This window comes from Halomonas tibetensis (assembly GCF_042643535.1).
Taxonomy (GTDB): Bacteria; Pseudomonadota; Gammaproteobacteria; order Pseudomonadales; family Halomonadaceae; genus Halomonas; species Halomonas tibetensis.
Genome location: NZ_JBHRSQ010000015.1, coordinates 36,012 through 52,938 on the forward strand (window position 1 = coordinate 36,012; position 16,927 = coordinate 52,938).

The 16,927-nt window shown below is 64.9% G+C and carries 20 protein-coding genes; 9 read left to right on the forward strand and 11 right to left on the reverse strand.

The annotated features are described in order from the left end of the window. Nucleotides 1-110: 110 nt before the first annotated feature. The gene (locus ACFODV_RS11990) at nt 111-1,247 is read right to left on the reverse strand and encodes a glycerate kinase (RefSeq protein ID WP_379759635.1); all 1,137 of its coding nucleotides are present in this window, start codon (nt 1,245-1,247) and stop codon (nt 111-113) included. A 126-nt stretch (nt 1,248-1,373) separates the two neighbouring features. Here ACFODV_RS11990 and ACFODV_RS11995 point away from each other — a divergent pair, with 126 nt between their 5' ends. From ACFODV_RS11995 to ACFODV_RS12010, 4 genes are read left to right on the forward strand one after another with little or no spacing between them, the layout of a single operon-like run. Continuing rightward, complete coding sequence (locus tag ACFODV_RS11995; RefSeq protein WP_379759638.1) at nt 1,374-1,937, forward strand: hypothetical protein; 564 nt, start codon at nt 1,374-1,376, stop codon at nt 1,935-1,937. Next, a complete protein-coding gene (locus tag ACFODV_RS12000) occupies nt 1,934-2,293 on the forward strand; it encodes a hypothetical protein (protein ID WP_379759641.1) in 360 nt (119 codons plus the stop codon). The genes ACFODV_RS11995 and ACFODV_RS12000 overlap by 4 nt, the downstream gene beginning before the upstream one ends. A gap of 60 nt (nt 2,294-2,353) precedes the next feature. Beyond that, a complete protein-coding gene (locus ACFODV_RS12005; protein WP_379759644.1) occupies nt 2,354-3,022 on the forward strand; it encodes a DUF1007 family protein in 669 nt (222 codons plus the stop codon). Next, nucleotides 3,013-4,047 carry a nickel/cobalt transporter gene (locus ACFODV_RS12010; protein ID WP_379759647.1) on the forward strand — a complete coding sequence of 345 codons (1,035 nt, stop codon included), beginning with the start codon at nt 3,013-3,015 and terminating at the stop codon, nt 4,045-4,047. The genes ACFODV_RS12005 and ACFODV_RS12010 overlap by 10 nt, the downstream gene beginning before the upstream one ends. A gap of 8 nt (nt 4,048-4,055) precedes the next feature. Here ACFODV_RS12010 and ACFODV_RS12015 read toward each other — a convergent pair whose 3' ends face one another. Then, nucleotides 4,056-4,484, reverse strand: a complete 429-nt coding sequence (locus ACFODV_RS12015) for an HIT family protein (RefSeq protein ID WP_379759650.1) — start codon at nt 4,482-4,484, stop codon at nt 4,056-4,058. 121 nt (nt 4,485-4,605) lie between these two features. On the opposite strand from ACFODV_RS12015, the gene ACFODV_RS12020 reads away from it, so the two are divergent. The 3 genes from ACFODV_RS12020 (at nt 4,606) to ACFODV_RS12030 (ending at nt 5,953) form a co-directional block, all read left to right on the forward strand. Next, a complete protein-coding gene (locus ACFODV_RS12020; protein ID WP_379759653.1) occupies nt 4,606-5,352 on the forward strand; it encodes a sulfite exporter TauE/SafE family protein in 747 nt (248 codons plus the stop codon). 72 nt (nt 5,353-5,424) lie between these two features. Then, complete coding sequence (locus ACFODV_RS12025; RefSeq protein ID WP_379759656.1) at nt 5,425-5,556, forward strand: entericidin A/B family lipoprotein; 132 nt, start codon at nt 5,425-5,427, stop codon at nt 5,554-5,556. Between the two features lie 76 nt (nt 5,557-5,632). Next, on the forward strand, nt 5,633-5,953 hold the full coding sequence (locus ACFODV_RS12030; RefSeq protein WP_379759658.1) for an I78 family peptidase inhibitor: 321 nt from the start codon (nt 5,633-5,635) through the stop codon (nt 5,951-5,953). Here the strand turns inward: ACFODV_RS12030 and ACFODV_RS12035 are convergent. The 6 genes from ACFODV_RS12035 to ACFODV_RS12060 all read right to left on the reverse strand — a co-directional run bounded on the left by ACFODV_RS12035 (nt 5,950) and on the right by ACFODV_RS12060 (nt 12,771). Beyond that, a complete protein-coding gene (locus ACFODV_RS12035; RefSeq protein ID WP_379759661.1) occupies nt 5,950-6,477 on the reverse strand; it encodes an acyl-CoA thioesterase in 528 nt (175 codons plus the stop codon). The two genes, ACFODV_RS12030 and ACFODV_RS12035, sit on opposite strands and share 4 nt — an antisense overlap. An 88-nt stretch (nt 6,478-6,565) precedes the next feature. Next, on the reverse strand, nt 6,566-7,876 hold the full coding sequence (locus tag ACFODV_RS12040) for a short-chain fatty acid transporter (protein WP_379759664.1): 1,311 nt from the start codon (nt 7,874-7,876) through the stop codon (nt 6,566-6,568). 198 nt (nt 7,877-8,074) lie between these two features. Further along, on the reverse strand, nt 8,075-9,430 hold the full coding sequence (locus ACFODV_RS12045) for an MATE family efflux transporter (RefSeq protein WP_379759667.1): 1,356 nt from the start codon (nt 9,428-9,430) through the stop codon (nt 8,075-8,077). Nucleotides 9,431-10,067: 637 nt separating this feature from the next. Then, a complete protein-coding gene (locus ACFODV_RS12050) occupies nt 10,068-10,316 on the reverse strand; it encodes a YfhL family 4Fe-4S dicluster ferredoxin (RefSeq protein ID WP_379759760.1) in 249 nt (82 codons plus the stop codon). An 86-nt stretch (nt 10,317-10,402) separates the two neighbouring features. Continuing rightward, complete coding sequence (coaD, locus tag ACFODV_RS12055; protein WP_379759670.1) at nt 10,403-10,882, reverse strand: pantetheine-phosphate adenylyltransferase; 480 nt, start codon at nt 10,880-10,882, stop codon at nt 10,403-10,405. Next, entirely contained in the window at nt 10,879-12,771 is a 1,893-nt protein-coding gene (locus tag ACFODV_RS12060; RefSeq protein ID WP_379759762.1) for a beta-ketoacyl synthase, read from the reverse strand. Before ACFODV_RS12060 ends, coaD begins: the two co-directional genes overlap by 4 nt. Nucleotides 12,772-13,047: 276 nt before the next feature. On the opposite strand from ACFODV_RS12060, the gene ACFODV_RS12065 reads away from it, so the two are divergent. Beyond that, nucleotides 13,048-13,242, forward strand: coding sequence for a hypothetical protein (locus ACFODV_RS12065; RefSeq protein ID WP_379759673.1), 195 nt, complete (start codon nt 13,048-13,050; stop codon nt 13,240-13,242). Between the two features lie 53 nt (nt 13,243-13,295). Here the strand turns inward: ACFODV_RS12065 and ACFODV_RS12070 are convergent, their stop codons facing one another. Then, a complete protein-coding gene (locus ACFODV_RS12070) occupies nt 13,296-14,147 on the reverse strand; it encodes a Tim44 domain-containing protein (protein WP_379759676.1) in 852 nt (283 codons plus the stop codon). Nucleotides 14,148-14,263: 116 nt separating this feature from the next. On the opposite strand from ACFODV_RS12070, the gene ACFODV_RS12075 reads away from it, so the two are divergent. Then, nucleotides 14,264-14,839, forward strand: coding sequence for an isochorismatase family protein (locus ACFODV_RS12075; protein WP_379759679.1), 576 nt, complete (start codon nt 14,264-14,266; stop codon nt 14,837-14,839). A gap of 15 nt (nt 14,840-14,854) precedes the next feature. Here ACFODV_RS12075 and yaaA read toward each other — a convergent pair whose 3' ends face one another. Then, nucleotides 14,855-15,637, reverse strand: a complete 783-nt coding sequence (yaaA, locus tag ACFODV_RS12080; RefSeq protein WP_379759682.1) for a peroxide stress protein YaaA — start codon at nt 15,635-15,637, stop codon at nt 14,855-14,857. A 108-nt stretch (nt 15,638-15,745) separates the two neighbouring features. Further along, entirely contained in the window at nt 15,746-16,777 is a 1,032-nt protein-coding gene (locus tag ACFODV_RS12085) for an NADP(H)-dependent aldo-keto reductase (RefSeq protein WP_379759685.1), read from the reverse strand. Nucleotides 16,778-16,927: the final 150 nt, after the last annotated feature.

Sequence of the window (16,927 nt, forward strand, 5' to 3'; positions counted from 1 at the left end):
GAAGTCGTCTAGCCCGCTGTCGCAACGCAGCAGGGCCAAAGATGATGATGGCCGTCATAGCCGATACTAGCGATATGCTGGCGGTCGATGCCGATTTCAAGTGAGTCGTGTCAGGTCCGCGCTGCGATAAACAGTCGCACCGCGCTCTCGGCGCGGTCGGCGAGGAGTTCGGCGCATCGCGCCAGCGCCTCTTCAAGGGCCATGGGGCCATCGGCCAGGGCGAAGGCGGCGGTGACGCCTTCGGCCATGGCCGCCTGCCAGCCAGGCGCCAGGCGCCCGGCCAGTACCACCACCGGCACGCCTCGGGCCTGCGCGGCTCGGGCCACGCCCACCGGGGTCTTGCCGGCCAGGCTCTGGCCGTCCAGCTGGCCCTCGCCGGTGATCACCAGGTCGGCGTCGGCCAGTAGCGCCGCGAAGCCGACCTGTTCCATCACCAGTTCGATGCCCGGACGCAATTCGGCGCCCAGGAAGGCCCGGGCAGCGAAGCCCATGCCACCGGCGGCGCCGGCGCCGGGTAGATTCCGGTGCTCTTCGCCCAGCGCCCCGGCGGCCACATCCGCAAACCGCGCCAGCGCGGCATCCAACCGGTCGACATCGTCGGGGGTGGCACCCTTCTGAGGGCCGAACACTGCGCTGGCACCACGCTCTCCCAGTAATGGATTGTCCACGTCCACCGCGGCCTCGACGTGCAGGTCGGCCAGGCGCGGGTCGAGCCCCGAGAGGTCGAGCTCGGCCAGGTGCTCCAGGGCTGCGCCGCCCGGGGGGAGTTCGCGCCCGGCGGTATCACGCAGTCGGGCGCCCAGCGCCATCAGCATGCCGGCGCCGCCATCGTTGGTGGCGCTGCCGCCGAGGGTCAGCAGCAGCCGCTCGGCGCCGGCGTCAAGCGCAGCGCGGATCAGTTCGCCGACGCCATGGGTGGTGCTGTGCAGGGCGGTGCGCTCAGCAGGAGCCAGCGCTTGAATGCCGCTAGCTTCGGCCAGTTCCACGAAGGCGGTGCGGCGCTCGGCCAGCCAGCCCCAGGCAGCCTGGGTCGAGCGACCCAGGGCATCCTGCACGGTGGCGGTTCGTCGCTCGGCGCCAGTGGCAGCGAGCAGGGCTTCCAGGCTGCCCTCTCCGCCGTCGGCCAGCGGGCACTCGACCAGTTCGATCTCTGCCTTTAGACGGCGGATGCTGCAGGCGATGGCGCGGGCCGCCGCAGCGGCGGGCAGGGCGTCCTTGAAACTATCAGGGCAGATGAGGATCTTCATGAGTGGTTCTCAACGGAGGAATCTAGCCCAGCTTAGTCGCGCAAGAGAGCGAGCAGAAGTGCGGGCGTTCCTTCCGCCGTGCCCCATGCGTACACTGCTTTCCAGTTAACCCTTGGGAGAAAGGCCATGTGCCTCTGGCAGTTGCCCCGCGTACTGGTAATCGTGCTAGTGACAATGCTGGTGTTGGCAGGATGTCAGGCCATCCCCTCAACGCTGCCGGCGGCGGAGCCTCGTCCCTCAGCGGCCTGCTCCTGGCCGCTGAACGACCAGACGCCCCGAGTCGTGCTTGTTGGGGCCGTGGCGGCTCTGGAGGCCGATGGCTTTCTGATTCGCCATACCGACCTGGCTCTGGGGCTGGTGAGTGCCGAGCGCACCCGCATCCTGCCCGGCTACGGGGACCGCTACGATCGCTGGGATACCCGCGGCATGTTTGGCGGCATCAGCATCGGCGGCGGCAGCGGTGGGGTGAGCAGCGGTGTGATGATCGGCTTCGGCGGGGTGGGCAGCCTGACCCGGGATGCGACCCAGTTGGATCGGGTCTCACTGCTGGCCGGCGATGGCGAGGTGGCGGTGAGCCGCGACATCCAGGTGATCGACTGGCGAGGAGATCTGGTCGAGGCGCGTAGCGCCAGCACCGGGGACTTTTGCCAGCGGCTGCGCGGCGCCATCGAGTCGGGAGATGTCCGATGAGCCGCTTGGTGTCCGCCCTGCTACTGGCCCTCCTGCTGACGGGTTGTGCCACCTCGCCGCCCCGGGAGGCGCCTCGCGAGCTGGACTTCCCCTTCGCCCCCGAGGCGACGCTGCGGGCCTCCGCTCAGGTCCTGATGGCCAACGGCTATGTGGTGCGCCATGCCGATGCCGACCTGGGTCGTCTGGAGGCGGTGTTCTCGCGCTGGCCCGGCTACCGGGTGCTGGTGGAGGTCTCGGGGGAGGGCGAGCAGAGCCGGGTGAGCCTGATCGCCACCCGGGGGGGACGTCCACTGCCGCCGCAGACGCTGGATCGCTTGCTGGTGGAGATGCAGGGCCGACTGGGCATGTGGCGCTGATCATTCTTGATTCGACTCACGCTGTGCAAGATAAAAGGCAAGGAAAACCAGAGAGACGCCATGTTCGATAATCTGCAACGACATCTCGGCCTGGCCGCCACGGGGCTGCTTTGCCTGGCCATGAGTGGCCTGGTCCACGCCCACCCCCACGGCTGGATCGACCTGCGCATGCGCCTTGTGGTGGACGACGATGGCCAACTGACCGGTTTGCATCAATCCTGGCGCATGGATCCTTTTTACAGCCTGGTGGTGCTGGAGGAGCTCGGTCAGGTCGGCGACGATGGCGGCCTAGACGCAGCTCTGGATCAGCTCGGCATCGAGATCCGCGACAACCTGGTGCCCTACGGCTATTACACCGAGCTGACCCTGGCAGGCGAGAAGCTGAGCTTCGATGAGGTCAACGACTATACCGTGCTGGAGCGTGGTGGCCGGGTCGAGTTCATCTTTCTGCTGCCCCTGGCCGAACCGCAGCCGCTGGCCGGTCAGACCCTTCGCTATCAGGTGTTTGATCCCACCTATTACATCGAGATGGTCCACGAAGAGGAGAATCGCGAGCCGGCGGACGATGCTCTGCTGGTGGGCGGTGCGCTGGCGTGCGAGACCCGTATTCGGCCAGCCGATCCGGACCCCGAGAAGGTCATGCAGGCCGCCATGCTGGACGTCGACGATGCCGCCGAGCCGGGGCTTGGGCGCCACTTTGCCGAGACCGGAGAGGTGACATGTCGGTAACGGTATGGCGTCTGATAGGCCTGGCGGGTGTGCTGCTGATCGCCCTGCTGGCCTGGCAGCTGCTGCAGCCGGCGCTGCAGGGTCTGAGCCTGCAGTTGGTGGCCTGGCAGCGTAGTTTCCATCGCGCCCTGACGCTTGCCATCAGCGACTTCTCCGGCGCGCAGTCGTCGGCTGCCTGGGCGACTCTGCTCGGCATCAGCTTCGGCTACGGGGTCTTTCACGCCGCCGGGCCAGGTCACGGCAAGGCGGTACTCTCCACCTACCTGATCTCCCAGGGCGGTGCCCGGCGCCGGGCGCTGGGGCTTTCCTTCGCCGCTTCGCTGTTGCAGGGGCTGGTGGCCATTGCCCTGGTGGTGGTGCTGGTGCACGGCCTGGGCTGGCTGACACGCCAGGCCATGGGGAGCGTGGTGTGGGTGGAGCAGGCCAGCTTCGTGATGGTGGCGCTGCTGGGGGTTTGGCTCTGCCTGCGGGCGATCCGACAACTGCGCCGACAGCCGTCGGCGCTCCAGGCACACGCCGCGGATCCGACGCACGAGCATCATGGTCATCATGACGGCCACGTGCATGGCCACGCGTGCTGCGGCGGCCACCATCATGTGGATCCCCAGCGGGCTGGCGACTGGCGCACCGCCCTGGCCACGGTCGTGGCCATCGGCATCCGCCCTTGCAGCGGGGCGGTGCTGCTGCTGGGGGCGGCGACCCTGCTAGGCCACTTCGCGGTGGGGGTGGCAGCGGTGATGGTGATGTCCCTGGGTACGGCGCTGACGGTTTCCGCCCTGGCGCTGGCCAGCGTCTATGCCCGGGGCTGGGCGGAGCGACGCTTGACCAGCCAGGAGCAGGCCCAGCGCGCTGGGCGCCTGTTCGGCTGGGCCTCCCTGGCGGGCGGCCTTGCTATTGTGGCGCTGGGTGCTTCACTGGCGGTGACCGGCGTCAACCAACCCTCCGGGGCGCCGCTGCTGGGCGAGCCGCCATCGCGCAGCGCCCCGACCGAGCCAGCGCCGAGTCGCCATCCCTTCGGCGGCTAAGCGGAGCGTCAATCGGCCTTGAGGTCGAGTCCCTCTACCAGGGCCAGCACCCGGTCGCGCATGGCGGCGAGCTCGTCGAGGTTGTAGCGGCGAGACTCGCCCTGTCCCCATACCGGCCCCGGCCAGGTCTCGTCGCTCTCGCGGCGTATCACCAGGTGCACGTGCAGCTGGGGCACCACGTTGCCGAGGCTGGCCACGTTGAGCTTGTCGGCCCCCAGGAACTCCTTGAGAGCCTGACCGATGCGGCTGGCCTCACGCCATAGCTGCTGCTGGTCAGCCTCATCCAGGTCGAATATCTCACTGACTCCGCGCCGCCGAGGGATCAGCAATAGCCAGGGATAGCGTTTGTCGTCCATCAGGCGCAGCTGGCACAGCGGCAGCTCGGTGACGGGGTAGCTGTCTTCCTCCAGGCGCTCATCGAGTGCGGCGTCTTCCATGTCCTTTCCTCATGCAGGTCAGTGATATGGCATCATGCCATATCTTACTCGGCTCGAGTTTTCTCACCGCCGCGGCTATGCTCGGCGCCCCCTTGACCGGACGTCGTGATGAGGAGGCTCCATGACACTGTTAGAAGGCCTGGCGCTGCTGATGATCGGGGCCGTAGCGGGCTTCATCAACGTGCTATCGGCGGGCGGCTCGATGCTCACCCTGCCGCTGTTGATGTTTTTGGGCCTGCCTCCTCAGGCAGCCAACGGAACCAATCGCGTTTCCATCGTTTTGCAGAGCATCTCGGCGGTCACCAGTTTCTTCCGCGCCGGGGCGCGCTACGTGGGCCTGTCGCTGCGGCTCTCGGTGCCCGCGGTAGTTGGTTCCCTGGCAGGTGCCTGGCTGGCCTTGCAGACCGGTGACGCTCTCTTCGAGGCGATCCTGATTGCGGTGATGGCAGGCTCGGCGGTGCTGATGCTGCTACCACAGCCGCGGCTGGACACCCGCCCGCTTACACCCGAGCGGCTCACTCCGGCGGTCTACCTGGCCATGTTCTTTATCGGGCTCTACGGCGGCTTCATTCAGGTCGGGGTGGGCATCCTGTTCATCGTGGTGCTCTACCGCATGTTGAAGATCGACCTGGCCCAGGTAAACGTTTTCAAGGTGTTGATCGTGCTGATCTATACGTTCCCGGCCCTGGCAATTTTCCTGTTTAACGACCAGGTGCGTTGGAACTATGGCCTGGTGTTGGCCGCCGGCAGCATGAGTGGGGCCTGGTTGGCGGTGAAGGTCAACATGAGCCCGCGCGGAGCCTTTGTGGTGAAATGGCTGACCGTCGCGGTCATCATCGCGATCATTCTGCGCCTCTTGCTGGGATAACCCGGCAATTCGATGCTGGCGGTGCTAGATTGCATGAGGGTACCCAAGATCCACAGGCAAGGAGCCAATCCAATGAAACGCACCATGGCCATCATGCTGCTGTCGCTTTTCACCCTCTCGCTGCTCTCCGGCTGCAACACTATTCGTGGTGCAGGGGAGGACATCGAGAGTGGTGGCGAGGCGATACAGCGCTCCACCGACTGATCCAGCGAACGGGTCTGCCGCAGGCCGGACCGGGGCGACCCGTTCCGGCCTTTGTATCAAGGAAGAGGAAAAGGCCATGTCCTTCAAGCTGTTCCCCACCGTCATTGCTGGCTTGCTGTTGGCCGGCTGTGCCGGATTGACCTCCCCGCCCGTTCACGAATCGGCCCCGCCGCCGCCCCTGGTGGTATCCCGCGGGGAATGCGGTGCTGCCCAGGTGCAGGACCGAGTGGGACGTGAGTTCAGCCTGGTCCTGGGCGAGGCGATACGCGCCGAGAGCGGTGCCGCGGCGATGCGGGTGATCCGCCCCGGTGAGGCGGTTACCCTCGATTATCGCCCGGATCGCCTCAATGTCCGCCTGGATGAGGGCGATGTCATATCCGAGATCGGCTGTGGTTAACCCTTGGTAGCCAGATCCGGATTGTCGCTGTCGTGCTCTGCCTGGGTACGGCGCTCCTCTTCTTCTGCCTGTTTGCGCAGCTTCTTGCGAAGCGCCGCCTTCTCGAAGCGCAGTTTCTGCAGGCGTGTCGTCAGCGCCAGTGGGGGCACTCGGGCGGGCTGTCCCTTGTCGTCGACTGCCACCATGGTCAGGTAGCAGCTGTTGGTGTGGCGGATCACCTTCTGACGGATATCCTCCGCCAATACCTTGATGCCGATCTCCAGGGAGGATCGACCCACGTGGTTGACGCTGGCCAGAAAAGTCACCAGCTCGCCCACGTGGATGGGTTGCTTGAACAGCACCTGGTCCACCGAGAGGGTGACCACATAGTGGCCCGAATAGCGGCTGGCACAAGCGAAGGCCACTTCGTCGAGCTTCTTGAGGATGGCACCGCCGTGGACCTTGCCGCTGAAGTTGGCCATGTCGGGGGTCATCAGCACGGTCATGGAGAGCTCGTGCTGACCGGGTAGGGCGTGTTCGTCCATCGGTCCTTCCCTTGTGGTTTTTCCTGACAGCATAACGCCTTGTCCCAACCGGGAGACAAGGCGTTATTCCTCTGGCCTGGGAAAAGCGTTAGAACCAGGTCAGGCCGACGGCGATGACCGCCCCGGTAATGAACAGCTGGATCAGGCAGAAGCCCATGATGTCTTTCGCCTTGAGGCCGGCGATGGCCAGCACCGGCAGGGCCCAGAAGGGCTGCAGCAGGTTGGTCCAGGCGTCGCCCCAGGCTACCGCCATGGCAACCCGCGAGATATCCACACCCAGTGCCTCGGCGGCGGGCAGCATGACCGGCGCCTGCACGGCCCACTGGCCGCCGCCGGAGGGCACGAAGAGATTAACGATGCCCGCGCTGATGAAGGACCAGAACGGCAGCGAGGTCTCGGTAGCGAATGACACCAGCGCCTCGGACATCGTGGCCGCCAGGCCCGACTGCACCATGATCGCCATGATGCCGGCGTAGAAGGGAAACTGAATGACGATGCCGGAGCCTCCTTTGATTGCCTCGTTCAGGCTGATCAGCAGGCTGCGGGGGGTGCGGTGAAGCACGATGGCCAGGAACAGGAACAGGAAGTTGACGATGTTAAGGTTCAGCCCGCCGCCGCGCAGGAAAAAGTGGTCCAGCAGGTAGATCAGGCCCGGGATACCCACCAGCCAGGCCAGGATCACGCTGTTCTCGAGGCGGTCGGCGGGGCGGCGGATGCGCGACTGGGCCTCGTCCTCGTCAGCCAGCAACTTGGGATCGACGTAGACGCTTTCCTTGTCGTCGGGCAGCATCAGGCGGTTGACCAGCGGGATGGTAATGAACAGGCACGCCACGATAGCCAGGTTGAAGAAAGCAAAAATGGTGGAGCCGGTGCCGATCACACCGATCTGGTCGGCGGTGAAGTGGCCGTCGGTGGCAATGGTCAGAGGAATCGAGCCGGCCAGGCCGCCGTGCCACACCACGAAGCCGGAGTAGGCACTGGCCACCAGCAGCCGATAGTCCACCTTGACCAGGCGGGCCAGCTCCTTGGCGAACAGAGCCCCCACCACCAGGCCGAAACCCCAGTTGATCCAACTGGCCGCCAGCGACACATAGGTCACCAGCAGGATGGCGCCGCCGGGGCCCTTGGCCAGCGCGGCGAGACGCTGCAGCAGCTTCTTTATCGGAGGCGAACTGGCCAGCATGAAACCGGTGACCAGCACCAGCAGCATCTGCATCGAGAAGGTCAGCAGGTTCCAGAAGCCATCCCCCCACATGCGCATTACCGCCAGCGGCGTCTGGCGCTCCACGGCGATGGCGGCCACCGCGGCGATCAGGGTCAGCAGCAGCACAAAGATGTAGGGGTCTGGCAAATAGCGGTCGACCAGCTTGACGGCTGGCCTTGAGAGAGCCTTGAGCATGGGAATTTCCCTGTTTATTTAAGACTGTTTTGGGATCGCTGCGAGAGCGTTACGAGAGCGATCCGCTGTCGTCGTTTATCGAGCTTGGCGTGTCATGCAGAAAGTAACGCAACTTCATGGGCTTGCGCCACCCGGCCCGCCAACGCAGGGGCGGGTGTATGGGTGTATCGGAGCTGTCTCCCGGCACTCCTTAACAGCCTAGTCGTGCCAGACGCTACGGCGGTGGTGCAGATAGTAGGCGCCGAGTACCGCCGAACGCGCGACGGCAAACAGGGTGAAAGCGAACCACAGGCCGTGGTTGGTGAGCGATTCCGGCAGCAGCGCCTGGGTGAGCCACCAGGTGGGCAGGTAGGCGGCCAGCCCGACGAAGATGCTGTTGCGCATTTCGCGGATCGCTGTTGCGCCGATAAAGACGCCATCCAGCAGGTAGCTCCACACCGCGATCAGGGGCATTACCACCATCCAAGGTAAGTAGGTGGCGGCGGTCTCGCGCACCTCCGGCAGGCCGGTGAGCAGGGCGATCAGCCACTGGCCGCCGAGGGCGAAGGTCAGGGCTGCCGCCCCGGCAGTGGCCAGCGAGAACCAGGCGGCACTCTTCACCGCCTGGCCGAACTCGTCCCAGCGGCGGCGCCCCACCGCGCGGCCAGCGATGGCCTCGGCGGCATGGGCGAAACCGTCCAGGGCGTAACTGGTGAGCATGATGAACTGCAACAGCACGGCGTTGGCGGCCAACACGGTATCGCCCTGGGCCGCCCCACGGGAGGTGAAGAAGGCCATGGCGAACAGCAGCCCCAGGGTGCGCACGAAGAGGTTGGCGTTGACCACGAACAGCTCGCCGTAGGCGGCCAGAGCCAGTAACCGGTTGCGCAGGAAGTGCCCTTCAAGAAGCCTCAGCTGCCGCGACACCAGCCATAGGCCTAGGGCCAGGGCGGAGTAGTCGGCGATCACCGTGGCCCAGGCCACGCCGTCGGTGGTCATGCCTAGCCCCACCACGAACAGCAGGTCAAGGACGATATTGACGCCATTGGTCAGCACCAGAATGGCCAGGGTGACCCGGGAGTTCTGCTGGCCCAGGAACCAGCCGAGAATGGCGTAGTTGGCCAGCACCGCAGGCGCCGATAAGATGCGGATCTCGGCATACTCGGCGGCAAGTGCCGTGGCGACCTCGCTGCCGCCCAGCAGCCACAGACCCAGGGCGATCAGTGGGCGCGAGAAGAGGATCAGCAGAGTGCCAATCACGCACGCCAGCAATAGCGACTGGCCGAGCAGGTTGCGCACGTCGCTGTCGTTTTCGCGGCCCACCGCCTGGGAGGTGAGTCCGGTAGTGCCCATGCGCAGGAAGCCGAAACCCCAGTAGAGGAAGCTGAACAGGGTGGCGCCCAGGGTCACCGCGGCCAGGTAGCGGGAGTCCGGCAGGTGGCCCATCACCGCGGTATCCACCAGGCCCAGCAGTGGCACGGTGATATTCGATAGAATGATCGGCCAGGCCAGGGTCCAGATGCGACCGTGGGAAGCGTCGGGCTGGGAGGGAGTGGAAGAATTGGATCGGAGCACTGCAGCAACCCCAGAAGATGAGCCGGCTATCGTGTCGGACCTTATGATCGGGTGCAACCGGCGGCTGAGCAGCTATCCTGCTCGTAGTGGCTTCGGCGGTTGAACGGTGCAGGTTACCTTGGTGGTATGGAACCTGGTATGGAATGCCTTTACAAAGCCATAGCCGTTAGAGCGGGGTGAATTCATGAAGGGGATCAATATGAAACGGACAACGTTTTTCACAACCGTCCTTGGCGCAGTGCTGGGCACTATGCTCCTCAGCCTGCCGGCTGCTGCGGAGACAAGACAGCGGTTGGAAGCCCAACCCAGCGGTGGGGCAATGATGGTGGATGCGGTGGTGGTCCGCCCCCTGATGGCAGCCGCAATGCTGGGAGGCACTGCGCTTTTCATCGTTTCGATGCCCTTTTCTGCGATGGGCGGGAACATGGAAGGCGCTGCCGAAACGTTGGTCATGACGCCAGCAAGAGCCACTTTTGCGCGTTGTCTGGGTTGTACTACCAGTTTGCCTCGCCAGGAGCTCAGGGCGAGGGAGACCGACAGACACGTTCCCTGATTCGAGAGGGCTTAACGCATAACGCCCCGCTGATAAGCAGGGCGTTACGCGGTTAAAGCACAGTGGTGTGGTGGGCGCCTGGGCTCAGGCCGCGGTGATGACGTGGTATTTCGCCATCAGTTCGTCGCGGCTCTCCTTGCGCTCCGGATCCAGGGGAATGCAGTCTACCGGGCAAACCTGCTGGCACTGGGGCTCGTCATAGTGGCCGACGCATTCGGTACACAGGTTAGGGTCGATGACGTAGATCTCTTCCCCCGGCGAGATGGCGCCGTTGGGGCATTCAGGCTCGCAGACGTCGCAGTTGATGCACTCGTCGGTGATCATCAGGGCCATGGTGAATACCTCACGGAAATTCTGGTCGGGCGCATGGGTCAAATGTCCGCCGGACTGGATGCGGAGAGAAAACCCGATGCTAATGGTCAGGTATTATAACGGCTCTTCAGCGCCGCGGCGACCCTGGGATCGACCAGCTGGGAGATGTCGCCGCCCAGCTTGGCGATCTCGCGCACGATAGTGGAGGAGATGTAGGAATTCTCCACTGCCGGGGTGAGGAAGACGCTCTCCAGTTCCGGGGCCTGTGCGCGATACATGTTGGCCAGCTGTAACTCGTACTCGAAGTCCGAGGCGGCCCGCAGTCCCCTGAGAATCACGTTTGCCCGCTGCTCGGCCATCATGTCGGTAAGAAGCCCCGAGAAACCGATGACGTCGACGTTGCCAAGACCCTCGGTGATCTCTCGTGCCAAGCGCTTTCGGGTGTCGAGATCCAGCGCGGGCCCTTTAGCGGGACTGGCCGAGATGGCCACCACCACCTTGTCGAAGAGCCGTGAGGCGCGTTCTATCAGGTCGAAGTGGCCCTTGGTCAGAGGGTCGAAGGTACCGGGATAGACGGCAATGTTCATCGGTTTTCAGCGTCCGGAAGTCGTCCGTAGGGATTGTCCACCGTCATGGAAACGGGGCGCGAATAGCCGGGAATCTGCAGCTGCTCGTCGCTCATGATGAGCTCGTGTCCCTCCAGAACCCCTTCGCCGAAGCGATAGCGGACGGTGAACTGGCCCAGATCTGAGCGGCGGCGGTAGTCGGCGGCAGCCTCCCGGGTGGCCTCGCGCCGGTTCTGCCAGGCGGTCACGGCGGTCTCGCCGTGGCGCGCCATCAGCAGGCGCTCGGTCACCGCCGGAGAGAACAGCACGCCGGTGGCGTTGTTGCCGCCGAACCCCTTGGCGTTGATGAAGGCGGCATCGGCAGCAAAGGGGCGAGTCTCTCGGGACAGCACCAGACGCTCGGCATGAACATCGTCGGCCACGGCGTCCAGAGTGGCGATGCCGGGCAGCAGGCCGTGGGCAAAGCTGCCCAGGGCGCTGGCAATCTGGTCGCCGGCAGAACTGCCCTGGGAGTGGCCTATGTAGGCCTTGACCGCCACCACTGGCCAGTCATGAATGTCGTAGGCCCTTGCGACCAGGTCGAAGACATGGGATTCGGTGACCCGGTTCTTGGGGGTGCTGGTGCCGTGGGCGTGGAGAAAGGTGCGCCGTCGCAGCGCCTTTTCGCCGAGTATCTCTCGCACCAGTGAGGCCGCCTTGCCCAGGGTGATGTAGTTGCCGATGCCAGGGGCGGAGATGGAGCGCTTCCAGCCGTCGGCGTTGACGAAGACACCGGGCACGCTGCCGAGGATCTCGGCGCCCACTTCCATGGCCAGGCTGTCGTCCATCAGCATCACGAACTGGCTGGACTCGGCAATGGTAAATCCACAGTTGCGAGCGAAGGGCCTGCAGGCGCGCTGATAGTCGGCGTCGGTGAGCAGGCTGAGGGCGTCCAACGCCTTGAGGCTGTCGTCATCGGCCAGGGCACCCATGGCGCGGAAGCCCTCGATGATCTCAGGGGTCACCGGCGCATCGGCAGTGCCTACCATGACCACCCGGCGTCGCCCGGCCTGGATGTCGTCAACGCCCAGGCGGAGGTTATAGAGGAAACTGGCACAGGCACCCAGCGCAGCACCGGTGCCGCCCACGCTGCCCAGCACGTAGGCGTTGAGGAAGTCAGCGGGCATCTGGCTATAGCCCAGCGGCATCTGTTTGGAGGTGGCCCGGTTGCCGGAGACGAAGCTCTTGAGCAGGCCGCCCCAACCCTCATCATCCAGTTGCCCGATGGAGTTGCCGGCGTAGACGGCAACCGCGTCCGGGTCTAGCCGATCGCGGATCTGATCCCAGGAGAGCCCGCTGTCGCCGAGGCAGTCGCTGGCGGCGAAAATCGCCATGGAGAGCCCGCGAGGGTGGTGCACGCTATGATAAAGCTTGCTGGGCTCGAAGCCGCTGGGCAGCTGACCGGCGGTGCGAACCTGGGCTGGGCGGGTCTCGGGCAACATCACGTCCATGTTGCCGGCGGGCACCGTGACTTCCCGAATATGGCGGTCCAGGTCGCGTACCTGCCAGGTGGGTGGCAGGTCGTCCGGCAATTGACGCCGACGGATGCGAAAAGTCAGGGGTGCGTCCAGCGCGAGGCTGGCCCGGCGATTGGCGGGCAGGCCTTCGTCGTTGAAGCGGGGGTCCTCGATGCGGCGGATCAGGGTGTGGTCGAGCACCTGTTGCCGGGTCTGCTCAACAATGGCGGCCGCATCGAGGGACTGGCCCGTGGCATCCTTCCAGCTGCCGTCTTCCTGGCCGCTGGCCAGGCGCATCATGGCCGCCAGGCCCAGCAGGGTGCGGGCCTGGTCGTCTTCGGACAGGGCGTCGAGCACGGTGCGGCGAAACGCCTGGTGGCCCGAGGTTCTGCCGGCGGGATTCACGCCGCCCATGCCGACGATCACCGGTAAATGTGACAAGCCGGGTTCCTCGTTGTGCTGTTGATGTCTACGAGTGGTTATTAGGTATCAGGCCATCGATCATAGCACCCGCTCTGCGGCGGCGTCATGGGCCCGGCAGGGGTAAAGGCGGCTGCGAAGATAAAACATGTGTTTGAAATCAGGCGGGTAGTCGGTCAAGATAAGTCGTTAGTCGCGTCATTCAAGTGGCGATGAGCTCACCGTATCGAGCTGCGCTTTTTCAGGAAACGGCTCAGGAGGAGACGCTCCATGACACACGATATGCTCAAGAAACTTGGTCTGGTGCTGCTGGTTGGCATGCTGGCGGCGGGCTTGGTGGGCTGCCAGGACGAGCCAGGCCCCGCAGAGAAGGCCGGTCAGGAGATCGATAACGCCATGGATGATGCTGGCGAAGGCGTCGAGGAGATGGGCGAGTCGATCCAGGACTCTGTCCAAGGTAACTGATAGCTGACACAAAAAGGCCGGGCATGATCGCCCGGCCTTTCTGCGCCGACACGTTACTGGGTCTGTTCGTTCTGCTCGATACCCTGCACGTACCAGGGCGCGCCGTCGCGCATGTCCCGGACCAGGTGCCAGGTTTCGTTGAACTCGTTCTGCTCGCCGTTCTCGTCGAGAATGCCGTGGAAGAGCACGGTGGCTTCAGCCTGCCGGCCGACTTCTTCGATCGTGCCCAGCTCGGCGAACAGCCTCACCACTTCGGTGCGGTTGTTGGCCGGTTGCTTGTCGCGCTCCGTCCGCAGCAGGTTGTAGAGCTCCGGGGTCACGTACTCCTGAATGCCGGCGAAGTCATTGTTATCCCAGGCGCGCTGCAGCGTCATGAAATGCTCCTTGGCGCCGCCAAGGAAGCGTTCACGGTCGAACCACGCCGGCTCGCTGGCGAAGGCGGCGCTGCCACCCGGCGAATCGCTGGCCTGGAAGGCCTGGAAGGCCTGGGGCTGGGTCGGCTGTGACTGGGCCGTTTGGGGCTGTGCAGGACCTTCGCGCTCGGCGCTGCCAGCCAGTGCTGGACGACGACGTGCAAAGAGACGGAACAGCAGGAAGGCCAGACCGGCCATCACCAGGATGTCCGTCAAACGCAGCTCATCGAAGGCGCCGCCGAAGAACAGCGCGGCGAGCAAGCCACCGGCGAGCAGGCCGCCCATCATGCCAGGCATGCGCGAACCGGCCGCGGCCCCCTGCTGACCCTGGCGGGCGGGAGCGGCCTGGTTGGGTGACGCGGCAGGGCGGTCAGCCGAGCGGGAAAAGCTGCCGACGTTGCCTCCGCCGCCCATACGACGGGCCTCGGCGTAATCCAGCGCCGGGCCGAGGGTAAAGAGCCCAACAACAAGCATAACAAGCAGGTGTCGCATCAGAAATGCCTCCGATATTGGTCTGGGTAGGCGGTGGGAAGATCGAATCGAATCATTCTACCGGCTATGCTGGGGAGCACCATAAAAACTGATAACAAGCACGAGGAGACCACGCCATGCGTCTGACGCGAGAGGAGAGCCTGCTGTTGATCGTTGACCTGCAGGCGGGATTGCTGCCGGTGATAGAGCACGGCGAACAGGCGGTGACCGAGTCGGCCTGGCTGGGCGGCCTGGCCGGCTCGATCGACGTGCCAGTGTGGGTGACCGAGCAGTATCCCGACGGATTGGGCGGGAGCGAACCGCGGTTGCTGGATGCACTGCCGGATCATCGCCTGTGGCAGAAGGTGACCTTCGATGCCTGCGGTAATCCGGCGTTTGCCGCTGCGCTGGCGGAGAGCGGCAAGCGCCAGGTGGTGCTGTGTGGCACCGAAGCGCATATCTGCGTGATGCAGACGGGACTCGGTCTGCTGGCAGCGGGCTACGAGGTCTACTGGCTCGTTGAGGCCTGTGCCAGTCGGCGGTCTGCCGAGGCGCGGCTGGCCAAGGAACGCATGGTGCAGGCCGGCGCGGTGCCGGTCAGCGCCGACATGGTCGCCTACGAGTGGCTGCACCGCTGCGACGACGAACGCTTCAAGCAAGCCCACCGCCGCTTCCTCAAGGGCCGTTCGGCGCGGCCGCTGGTGTTTGTCTAGGCGAGGCGGTGCCTTTCATGAGGTGGCGCCCTCGGGGCGAGTAAAGACCAGGGTGTCGCCCTCGCTCATGGCCGGGCTGTAGGAATAGCCGGCCATGTCGAAGTTCTTGAGCCCCTCCGGGTCGTCCAGGCGCTCTCGAATCATCCAGGCTGCCATCAGGCCGCGCGCCTTCTTGGCGTAAAAACTGATGATCTTGAACTTGCCGTTCTTCTCGTCCTTGAACACCGGGGTGATCACCCGCGCCTGAAGCGTCTTCGGGTCGATCGCCTTGAAATACTCGTTGGAGGCCAGGTTGACCAGCGTCGGGCTGCCGCTCTTTGCCACTGCGCGGTCGAGCTCCTCGGTAAGGGTGCTCCTCCAGAAGGCGTAGAGGTCTCGGCCGTTCGGGTTCTCAAGCTTGATGCCCATCTCCAGGCGGTAAGGCTGGATCAGATCGAGCGGACGCAGCAGGCCGTAAAGCCCGGAAAGGATGCGCAGATGCTCCTGGGCGAAGGCGTTGTCATCATCGCTGAAGGTGTCTGCCTCGAGCCCCATGTAGACGTCACCCTGGAAGGCCTGGGCGGCAGGCTTTGCGTTTTCTTGGGTGAAGGGGGTGCGCCACTCGGTAAAGCGCGCGGCGTTGAGGGCGGCCAGCTTGTCGCTGATGCCCATCAGATCGGAGAGCCGCTGGGGGGAAACCTCGCGCAGGATCTCGATCAGCTCGCGACTGCGGTCGAGAAAGTCCGGCTGGGTGTGCATGGCGGTGTTGGCCGGGGTCTCGAAGTCCAGCGTCTTGGCGGGCGAGATCACGCTCAGCATAGGGGCGCTCCTGATACGTTATGTAGGATTGAAGTATACCAAGGGCGCCCCGGCCAAGGGGCTATCGTGGCGATAGCCCGGTGGGGCGTTCGGTAGTCGAGCCCCGGGTCAGGGAGCCGGGTTGGGCTGGCGCTGATGCACCGTCTGGATGGCCTCGAGCACGTCATGGGGGAGCTTGAGGGACTCGCTCTCCAGGTTGCTCTCGAGCTGCTCCATGCTGGTGGCGCCGATGATATTGCTGGTCAGGAAGGGGCGCGAATTGACGAAGGCGAGCGCCATCTGCGCCGGGTCCAGCCCGGCATCGCGGGCAATCTTCACATACTCGGCGGAGGCGGCCTCGGCCTGGGGGTTGGTGTAGCGCTGGAAGCGCTCGAACAAGGTCAGCCTCGCGCCCTTGGGACGAGCACCTTTCAGGTACTTGCCGGAGAGCACCCCGAAGGCCAGCGGCGAGTAGGCCAGCAGGCCCACCTGCTCGCGATGGGCGATCTCGGCGAGGCCCACCTCGAAGGTGCGGTTAAGCAGGTTGTAGGGGTTCTGCACCGAGGCGACCCGCGGCAGGTCGTGTGTCTCGGCCAGCTGCAACGCGCGCATCACCCCCCAGGGAGTGTCGTTGGAAAGACCAATGGCGCGAACCTTGCCGGCATCCACCAGTTCCTTGAGAGCGGCGAGGGTCTCCTCCAGTGGCGTGGTGTCCTCGTCCTCGTCGTATGGGTAGCCCAGTTTGCCGAAGAAGTTGGCCTTCCTTTCCGGCCAGTGCAGCTGGTAGAGGTCCACGTAATCGGTCTGCAGGCGAGCGAGGCTCTCGTCGATGGCTTGGCGGAGGTGCTCACGGGTCAGGCGCGGGCCGCCGCGAATATGCTCGAGGCCGGGCCCCGACGCCTTGGTAGCGATGATCACGTCGTCCCGGCTGCCGCGCTGTTTCAGCCAGCTACCGATGTAGCGTTCAGTGCTGCCTTGGGTCTCTGCCTTCGGCGGCACCGGATACATCTCGGCGGTGTCGATGAAGTTGATGCCGAAGGCCACGGCTCGGTCGAGCTGTTCATGGGCCTCGGCCTCGCTGTTCTGCTCGCCGAAGGTCATGGTGCCCAGGCACAGGCGGCTAACCTCGATGCCGGTGGTGCCCAGCGGTCGCGTCTGCATGCTCTACTCCATTGCCGGATCTGCGAATGTACAAACCGGCATGGTAGCGGGAGCTCGGCAGGGGCGGCAAATGGCCAGGGTTGAGTCCCGGGCGGGGCGGGCGTATGCTGGCCGCCGTTTCCGCTTTAAGAAGCTTGGAAGCGCTCAGGT

Bases quoted from the DNA above. Each gene is read 5' to 3' on its own strand.
- ACFODV_RS12040 (WP_379759664.1), bottom strand. From the start codon at position 7,876: ATGCTCAAGGCTCTCTCAAGGCCAGCCGTCAAGCTGGTCGACCGCTAT.
- ACFODV_RS12020 (WP_379759653.1), top strand. From the start codon at position 4,606: ATGACACTGTTAGAAGGCCTGGCGCTGCTGATGATCGGGGCCGTAGCG.
- ACFODV_RS12065 (WP_379759673.1), top strand. From the start codon at position 13,048: ATGACACACGATATGCTCAAGAAACTTGGTCTGGTGCTGCTGGTTGGC.
- ACFODV_RS12010 (WP_379759647.1), top strand. From the start codon at position 3,013: ATGTCGGTAACGGTATGGCGTCTGATAGGCCTGGCGGGTGTGCTGCTG.
- ACFODV_RS11990 (WP_379759635.1), bottom strand. From the start codon at position 1,247: ATGAAGATCCTCATCTGCCCTGATAGTTTCAAGGACGCCCTGCCCGCC.
- ACFODV_RS12000 (WP_379759641.1), top strand. From the start codon at position 1,934: ATGAGCCGCTTGGTGTCCGCCCTGCTACTGGCCCTCCTGCTGACGGGT.
- ACFODV_RS12050 (WP_379759760.1), bottom strand. From the start codon at position 10,316: ATGGCCCTGATGATCACCGACGAGTGCATCAACTGCGACGTCTGCGAG.
- ACFODV_RS12005 (WP_379759644.1), top strand. From the start codon at position 2,354: ATGTTCGATAATCTGCAACGACATCTCGGCCTGGCCGCCACGGGGCTG.
- ACFODV_RS12060 (WP_379759762.1), bottom strand. From the start codon at position 12,771: ATGGGCGGCGTGAATCCCGCCGGCAGAACCTCGGGCCACCAGGCGTTT.
- ACFODV_RS12015 (WP_379759650.1), bottom strand. From the start codon at position 4,484: ATGGAAGACGCCGCACTCGATGAGCGCCTGGAGGAAGACAGCTACCCC.
- ACFODV_RS12035 (WP_379759661.1), bottom strand. From the start codon at position 6,477: ATGGACGAACACGCCCTACCCGGTCAGCACGAGCTCTCCATGACCGTG.
- ACFODV_RS12070 (WP_379759676.1), bottom strand. From the start codon at position 14,147: ATGCGACACCTGCTTGTTATGCTTGTTGTTGGGCTCTTTACCCTCGGC.
- ACFODV_RS11995 (WP_379759638.1), top strand. From the start codon at position 1,374: ATGTGCCTCTGGCAGTTGCCCCGCGTACTGGTAATCGTGCTAGTGACA.
- ACFODV_RS12085 (WP_379759685.1), bottom strand. From the start codon at position 16,777: ATGCAGACGCGACCGCTGGGCACCACCGGCATCGAGGTTAGCCGCCTG.
- coaD (WP_379759670.1), bottom strand. From the start codon at position 10,882: ATGAACATTGCCGTCTATCCCGGTACCTTCGACCCTCTGACCAAGGGC.
- ACFODV_RS12075 (WP_379759679.1), top strand. From the start codon at position 14,264: ATGCGTCTGACGCGAGAGGAGAGCCTGCTGTTGATCGTTGACCTGCAG.
- yaaA (WP_379759682.1), bottom strand. From the start codon at position 15,637: ATGCTGAGCGTGATCTCGCCCGCCAAGACGCTGGACTTCGAGACCCCG.
- ACFODV_RS12025 (WP_379759656.1), top strand. From the start codon at position 5,425: ATGAAACGCACCATGGCCATCATGCTGCTGTCGCTTTTCACCCTCTCG.
- ACFODV_RS12030 (WP_379759658.1), top strand. From the start codon at position 5,633: ATGTCCTTCAAGCTGTTCCCCACCGTCATTGCTGGCTTGCTGTTGGCC.